At 55.3% G+C, this 5,600-nt stretch carries 4 protein-coding genes and 1 pseudogene; 2 read left to right on the forward strand and 3 right to left on the reverse strand.

What is annotated here, in order from left to right; all coding sequences use genetic code 11:
- The 3 genes from ACFPOB_RS11185 to ACFPOB_RS11195 all read right to left on the reverse strand — a co-directional run.
- Nucleotides 1-2,076 (reverse strand): class I SAM-dependent methyltransferase (locus ACFPOB_RS11185; protein ID WP_377798322.1); only part of this gene is annotated, 2,076 nt, incomplete at its 3' end.
- An 89-nt stretch (nt 2,077-2,165) separates the two neighbouring features.
- Nucleotides 2,166-3,392: an ABC transporter ATP-binding protein gene (locus ACFPOB_RS11190; protein ID WP_377798324.1), complete on the reverse strand. Its 1,227-nt coding sequence runs from the start codon at nt 3,390-3,392 to the stop codon at nt 2,166-2,168.
- Entirely contained in the window at nt 3,382-4,233 is an 852-nt protein-coding gene (locus tag ACFPOB_RS11195; RefSeq protein ID WP_377798326.1) for an ABC transporter permease, read from the reverse strand. The genes ACFPOB_RS11190 and ACFPOB_RS11195 overlap by 11 nt, the downstream gene beginning before the upstream one ends.
- A gap of 308 nt (nt 4,234-4,541) precedes the next feature.
- On the opposite strand from ACFPOB_RS11195, the gene ACFPOB_RS11200 reads away from it, so the two are divergent.
- Both ACFPOB_RS11200 and ACFPOB_RS11205 read left to right on the forward strand, forming a co-directional pair.
- Nucleotides 4,542-5,357 (forward strand): rhamnan synthesis F family protein, encoded by an 816-nt coding sequence (locus ACFPOB_RS11200; protein WP_377798327.1) that lies wholly within the window; start codon nt 4,542-4,544, stop codon nt 5,355-5,357.
- Between the two features lie 52 nt (nt 5,358-5,409).
- Nucleotides 5,410-5,499 (forward strand): annotated as a pseudogene (locus ACFPOB_RS11205) (transposase); the annotation flags it as partial.
- Nucleotides 5,500-5,600: the final 101 nt, after the last annotated feature.

The following is a 5,600-nucleotide window of genomic DNA, read 5'->3' on the forward strand; positions in this document are numbered from 1 at the left end:
GGTTTCGGCATGCTCCACCGATCGAGCCAGCTTTAACTGGACAGTGGAAAGCTCCGCTTCCCGGGCCGCGAGCTTTATCTCGGTATCGCGACGCGCTTCGGCTTCGGCTTTGCCATGGTCCAGCGCTTGCGTTAGCTGGAATTGGATGGTTGATAGCTCCGCTTCCCGCGTGGCGAGCTTTATCTCGATGTCGCGCCGCGCCTCGGCCTCGGCCTCAGAATTCTCTAAAGAATGTGCTAGCTCCAACTGAACGGTCGAAAGCTCCGCTTCCCGGGCCAACAGCTTCATCTCGGCGTCGCGCCGCGCCTCGGCCGCGGCTTTGGAATGCTCTAGTGTGCGCGCCAGTTCCATTTGGACGTCCAGTAGCTTCGCTTGGCTTGCATCGAGTTCGCTTTGGATCGCCCGGTTCGTTTGAGCATCCGCCTCAATACGCTTAGCCGATGCGGCCCTCAGGTGGTGCAACTCATAACGCCCGAGCAGTTCTCGATTGCGACTTTTAAGCGCCTGCGTCCGCATTGCGATATAGTCGAGATCGGCGTCGAAAAAGATTGGCCGGGGCAGTGCAGGGATAGCGTTTATCGCGCAGACGGCCATGAAGACGGCCGGCTCTGGTCGGGTACCGCCAGCCAATGCATGAAAGCTGCAATCTGTCTGCTTATCCATCGCGTCAGACAAGAAGGTGACGGTCGGCGCGATCACCTGCCCAAAAAATCGGACATGTGGAAAGACAGACTTTAGCGTCTTCCGAAACTCTGTTTCCGACATTTCATGCAGATGGAAAGGATTCTCGCCATAATTGGCCGTCGCGGCGGGATTTGGCGTCGAAATCAGCAGCAGACCGTTCTTAGACAGCAGGCGCTGTAAATTGGCCAGCAGACGGAGTTGGTCGGGACGCGCTAGATGCTCGATGAGCTCGAAACAGGTGATTAAATCGAAACTCGCCGCTTCCAGGCCATCGGCTAGGTCGGTGCGCTGCTCGAATAGCAAATTGGGAGCCTTGTGGTGCTCTCGCGCATAGCTGAGAGCTTCCTGGCTTATGTCGATCGCGGTAACGTGCAAGGCCTCCTTTGCCAGACCGGCGGCTCCATAGCCGCTGCCGCAACCGAAATCGAGAATCCGCTTTCCTGCCGCGAGCGCATTGGCGAAAGCATAGCGTGGGAGGTGCTCGTAAGCTGCAATCTCAGACCAGGTTCCCGGAACATAGCGCTCCTGCATGAAAGACGCGAAATCACTGCCGCTCGCGATGGCGAGCAGCCCTTCCTGCGAAACAATGGAAGCGTTCAGTTCCGAGACCTCGTCCCCGAACAATTCGACGGCCTCTGCAGAGCCCAGAGGATGCTGCCCCTTAATATCGACCTGCGCGAATCGTAGGCGGCGAAACAGCGTTGCAAAGGTTTCCCCAGAATAGAACGTCAAATGGGACGGAGGATGACGATACTTCCAGCCGGCGGCGTCTTTCAGTGCTTCGGCGGAACGTGCATTCGGCGTTGTGACGGCAACCACCGTTTCCGGGCCGATCGCATCCTTCGCCATCAGCTGATAGAAGAGGTCATACGGATTGGCCAAGTGCTCGATGACCTCGAGCAGTAAGATGAGGTCGAAGCGGTGCGGTGGTATCTCCTCCACCGTTTCGACGAAGTACATCTCGGGGTTTCGGGATATAGCGACGTGGCGCGCGTGTTTTGAAGGTTCTACGCCAAAGCACTGCCAACCTCGCGCCTGGGCAAGCTCCAAATGAGTACCATAGGCGCATCCAATGTCGAGTATCGATGGCGCTTTTCGCTCTGAACTGATACGGTCGAGAAGACTTTCTAGCCATGGTGGCGCGCTGTCCGTCTGCGCGTCGTACGACGCGTAGCCGCCAACCTCGCCCCCCTCAAACCATTCCTCCCGGTCGTAGAGTGCTTTGAGTTGATCTGGCGTAGGCGCAGGGCAAACAAAATCAGTTGCGCAGGATGGACAACGCCAAACCTGATAGCCGTTCGCCTTGCACAGCCGCACGGAAGAGGTCGCCTTGCAGACTGGACAGGACGGCGCTGTTTGAACATGTCCACGTTCAGTGCGAACTTTCGACACGGCGATTCCTTTACAACGGAGAATTTTTAACGACAGTGGCTAGCTGTCAGATCGGATCATTTTTACGATCTATGGCCCACAACCACCAGTCAACTGCGCGGCTCCCACGAAACCGGATGGATTATTTTACCCCAGGTAGGATATGGGCTTCTTACGGAAAAGGACACGTTGAGTTCCGTCATTGCATAGAGCAATGATAGATCGGAATTATACGCCGCTATCGCAGCGACATATTCACCAGGTCCTAGTACAGTGTCCCTCAAAGTCACTATGCCGCTGACGACTTCGTTTGCCTTAGCGGGAGGCCATGTTACACCAGCCTCTTTGTTTGTCTGGCCAATGACCCAATCTCCATCTCGTCTATAGATACTTAGACCAAAGATCGCTCCGTCGATGTCTTCGTCCAACCTTAAAGAAAATTCGAAAGCAATATCATCGCCGGGGAGATAATCTGTTATACCTACAGATCTCAGTTTGAACACGGTAAACTGACCGTGGTCAGTGATTTGCTGTGGGGGCGGCGCGATTCGCAGATCACTATCGAAACCGGCTGCTGAGACATCGCCGGCGACCATAAATGCATGGAAATCCTGCGTGATCTGCACTGGGTTTCCGATGGCCTTGACTTGCCCGTCATTCAACCAAATCGCGCGGTCGCAGATCATCTGCAATGTACTCAAATCATGGGAAACGAACAGTATGCTGACGTCCTTCGCACGCAATTCGTTAATGCGTCGCATGCATTTATTGCGAAAGGCGACATCACCTACACTCAAAGCTTCATCGACGATTAATAGGTCGGGATCGACGCAGGTCGCGATTGAAAAAGCTAGGCGGACATACATGCCGCTGGAGTAATTTTTAACGGGTTGGTCAATGAACTGTCCTAGCTCCGCAAATGTTTCAATCGCAGGCATGCGATCGTTAGTCTCGGCATCGTCAAGACCAAGGATCGCCGCTAGCAAGCGGATATTTTCCCGGCCAGTTAGTTCAGGATTGATTCCAGACCCTAGTTCCAGCAGTGCCGCCACACGTCCATTGATGGTAACCTCGCCTGCAGTCTCCTGCAATGTACCCGTCAGAATCTGCAAGAGCGTCGACTTTCCGGCGCCGTTGCGACCAACGATGCCGACCGTTTCGCCCTTCGCGATCGAGAACGAGACATCCTTGAGCGCGGTGTAGTCGCGATAGTAGCGCTTAAAACCTCCGAATAGGATCTGCTTCAGTCGGTCCCCCGGTCGATCGAAAATCCGATAAACCTTGGAAAGACCGCTAACCCTGAGTAGCGGTGTACGTGTAGCACGTTCAGACGACATCGGCGAAGCCACGGCGGGTGCCAGAGAACCAGAGATAGCCGAGCCAAATCGATATCAACCCTATTGTCCACATCTCCAGAATGGATCGCATAGTCGGCCACTGCCCATAAAGTACGATGGCACGCACCTGCTCAATCGCTGGAACGAGAGGATTCAGCGCAAAAATCCAGGCAAACTCCGAGGGCAAGGACGAAGCGGGATAAAAAACCGGGCTAAGGAACATGAAAAGCGATAGAATTGGGCCAATTGCATAGCGAAGATCTCGAACATAAACGCCTGTTGCGCACAAAAACCAGATCAGACCACACAAGAGCAGGACGAACGGGATTATGACAAGCGGCAGGGCAATGACCGTCACCGATATTGCCCCCGTGGACGCGAACTGAAAAACAAGCAGGATCACCAATGATATCAATGCGTTGACAAGCGCCAGGATTAGAGCGCTGACACCTAGTAGTTCGACTGGGAAAACGACTTTCTTTAGATACGATGGATTTTCAAGCAAGAGCATGGGCGCTCGCCCAAGGGCCTCACTGAATAATCCGTAAACAATCAGGCCGACGAAAAGGTTCAGGGAAAATTCGCCGACATTGCCGCTATTGCTGCCCCAGCGACTCGGGATGACAGACGTGAAAATGAATGTGAAGACAAGCAGCTGGCTCAACGGCACCAGCACGGACCACACAACGCCAAGAAGCGAGCCGCGGTACCGGCTTTGAACCTCCTGCGAGACAAGACGTCGCAGAAGGTGCTTGTTGTTCCATATCACAGAAAAGGGCGTCAGCGGCGTTACCCGTAACGATAATAGCGCTGTGAGCCTTGATGTCTGTTTTGCAATCAATATCTCGAACCTGGATGCTGCGCGCGCCCGAGCAGGACTGTCACCAAAAACCGATCGGTCTTGACGCTGTTCGGGAAGGCGTTTTGGAGCGTGCGCTTCGTTTACGGACTAGTCCGGCCCGCTGTCAATCGGCGAAGTGTCGCCTGCGCCGATCAATCATGCCTTTAAAAAGGAGGCTGCATGGTCATTGGGTGTGCTAGGAGAGGCGCGAATGAACACCAAAGCGACGGTTCGAGCGGCAAATGGAAACGAGGCAGCCACGGTTGCAGGCCGTAGCCCGGTTGGGCCTGCGATCACATGCGTTGTTGATGCACGTCTATCAAAAGATCGCGGCACTCACGGTGGGAGCTCTCTTCGTCTCAGGTCCTGGCAAACACCTGCGCCGAATTCTCGCCAGGCGACGGCCACCTCTCGTGAGGCCGGATCTGAAAGTCGCTATCGTCGCTCACGCTTACTATCTGGAGCTGCTGGACGAAATTTTGGAATGTCGCTCGATGCTACAAGGAGTGGTCCCATTATTTGTGACCGTTCCCTTCGACCGATTGAAGGAAGCCGAGCGCTTGTTGCGCGATGTCCAGGGGGTAGCAATCCATCCGTACGTGAACCGGGGCCGCGACATCGCGCCTTTCCTGATGCTGCTCCAAAGTGGGAAGCTGGACCAATTTGATGCGGTTTTAAAGCTTCATACCAAACGCAGCCCTCATCTACTCGACGGGGAAACTAGACGCAAATTGCTGTTCGCAATGCTTTGTGGGGAACGGGAAGCCGCGAGTCGAACAGTTGCTATGTTCGCGGAGCCGACCACCGGTATCGTCGGCTGGGCAGCTTGCTACCGTACTGGGCCATCGTATTGGATGGATAATGAAGCGCGCGTCCGGGAGGTTTCAGCCCGGATGGGCGCAGACTCGTCGCTTCGCCTTGGCTTCTTCGAGGGGTCGATGTTCTGGTTCAGGCCATCGGCATTAGCAGCGTTAAGCGATTTGGCGCTATCTATGGATGATTTCGAGATCGAGAACGGCCAACTCGACGGCACGCTGCATCACACCCTCGAACGCTGTTTTACAATCGCAGCGTGGGCGCGCGGTTATATTGTGCGCGATCTACGAGGGCGGGTTTTGCCATAGAAGTTGCGGCTGCAAGCGTCAGAGCTCGTGCCATACGCCGCTTGTCTTGACCTGCCGGCGGGCCGGAATCAGCCAGGCGACCTATTTCAACTGGAAGAAGAAGTACGACGGGCTGCTGCCGGCCGAGATGCGCCGGCTGAAGCTGACCTGCCACTGAGTTGTCATCCAGCGGCGGTTAGAGCCTCGGCGGGTTTTACGCCGTGAGGCGCGGGTGGAGCAACGGACGATCGGCGGAGCTGATCG

Source organism: Allobosea eneae, from assembly GCF_042657265.1.
Lineage (GTDB): Bacteria > Pseudomonadota > Alphaproteobacteria > Rhizobiales > Beijerinckiaceae > Allobosea > Allobosea eneae.

Excerpts from the sequence above, each read along its gene's own strand:
- ACFPOB_RS11190 (WP_377798324.1), bottom strand. The coding sequence starts at position 3,392 with ATGTCGTCTGAACGTGCTACACGTACACCGCTACTCAGGGTTAGCGGT.
- ACFPOB_RS11200 (WP_377798327.1), top strand. The coding sequence starts at position 4,542 with ATGCACGTCTATCAAAAGATCGCGGCACTCACGGTGGGAGCTCTCTTC.